This is a genomic window from Streptomyces thermodiastaticus, assembly GCF_014656135.1.
GTDB classification, from domain to species: domain Bacteria; phylum Actinomycetota; class Actinomycetes; order Streptomycetales; family Streptomycetaceae; genus Streptomyces; species Streptomyces thermodiastaticus.
The window spans coordinates 1-1520 of sequence record NZ_BNBV01000067.1 but is presented as its reverse complement, the minus strand read 5'-3'; the positions used below and the strand labels follow the sequence as shown (position 1 = coordinate 1520).

Annotated in this window: 1 protein-coding gene; it reads left to right on the top strand. The window is 70.5% G+C overall.

Annotation, left to right across the window (positions count from 1 at the left end):
- Window positions 1–78: 78 nt before the first annotated feature.
- Window positions 79–1520 (top strand): beta-ketoacyl reductase (locus IE286_RS26850; protein ID WP_189799353.1); only part of this gene is annotated, 1442 nt, incomplete at its 3' end.

Genomic DNA, 1520 nt, shown 5'->3' with positions numbered 1-1520 from the left:
GCACTGCACGCACTGCTTCCCGCGGTGACGGGCACGGACGGGCCGGCGGTCGTGCCGTTCGCCTGGGAGGGAGTACGTGTGCATGCCGCCGGTGCCACCTCCCTGCGGGTGCGGATGACCGCGGACGGACCCGACAGGGTGTCGGTCACCGTTGCGGATGGGGCGGGTATGCCGGTGGTCTCGGTCGGTGCGCTGGTGCTGCGGCCGCTGTCCAAGGAGGTGCTGCGTGCCGCGGGTGCAGTTTCCCCGAACCCGCTGTTGCGGGTGGAGTGGTCCGCGCTTGTGTCTTCGTCTCAGGTGGGGGCATCGCGGTGGGTGGTGGTGGGGGACGGTGAGACCGTCCCGGGCCTTGCGCAGCTGCCGCGGGATGTGCCGGACGCGGTGGTGGTGCGGTTGCCGTCGATGGTGGATGTTTCCGACGTGGGGGCTGCGGCGCGTGGTGTTCTCGCCGGTGTGCTGGGTCTGGTGCGGGGGTGGTTGGCGGAGGAGCGGTTCGCCGGTTCGCGGCTGGTGCTGGTGACGCGGGGTGCGGTGGCTGCGGGTTCGGAGGGTGTCACCGATGTTGCGCAGGCCGCTGTGTGGGGCTTGGTGCGGTCGGCGCAGACGGAGAATCCGGGCCGGTTCGTGCTGGTGGATCTGGATGTTGCCGATGAGCGGTTGCTGGGCTGGGCGGTTGCTTGCGGGCAGTCGCAGGTGGCGGTGCGCCAGGGGCGGTTGCTGGTGCCGCGGCTGGTTCCGGTGGCGCGGCAGGGTGGTGTGGTTGCTGCGTGGGATCGGGGCACGGTGCTGGTGACCGGGGCGACGGGTGCGCTGGGGGCTGTTCTGCTGCGGCATCTGGTGGTGGAGCACGGGGCGCGTCGTTTGTTGCTGGTCAGTCGTCGTGGGTCGGCGGCGCCGGGTGCGCGGGAGTTGGGTGCGGAGCTGGAGCGGTTGGGTGCGCGGGTGGTGTTTGCCGCGTGTGATGTGGCTGACCGGCAGGCGTTGGCTGGGGTGCTGGAGGGTGTTTCCGCCGAGCATCCGCTGGTTGCGGTGGTGCATGCGGCGGGTGTGCTGGATGACGGTGTGGTGGCGGGGATGTCGTCGGAGCAGTTGGAGCGGGTGCTGCGGCCGAAGGTGGATGCGGCGTGGAACCTGCATGAGTTGACGCGCGGGCATGACTTGTCGGCCTTCGTTCTGTACTCGTCCGTCGCGGGTGTGCTCGGTACGGCGGGGCAGGCCAATTACGCGGCGGGGAACGCCTTCCTGGATGCGCTGGCTGTTCATCGTGCTGGTCAGGGGTTGCCGGCTTTGTCGCTGGCCTGGGGGCTGTGGGAGGAGTCGGGTGAGATGACGGGTCATCTCGCCGACACTGATCTGCGGCGGCTGGCTCGGTTGGGTGTGCGTCCGCTGGCCTCCGACGAGGCGATGGAACTGTTCGACGCGAGCCTTGCTGCGGGTGAGGCGGCCGTCGCGGCGACCGGGCTGGACCTGACCGGGCTGCGGACCGAGGACGCCATCCACCCCATGCTCCGCGGCCTGGT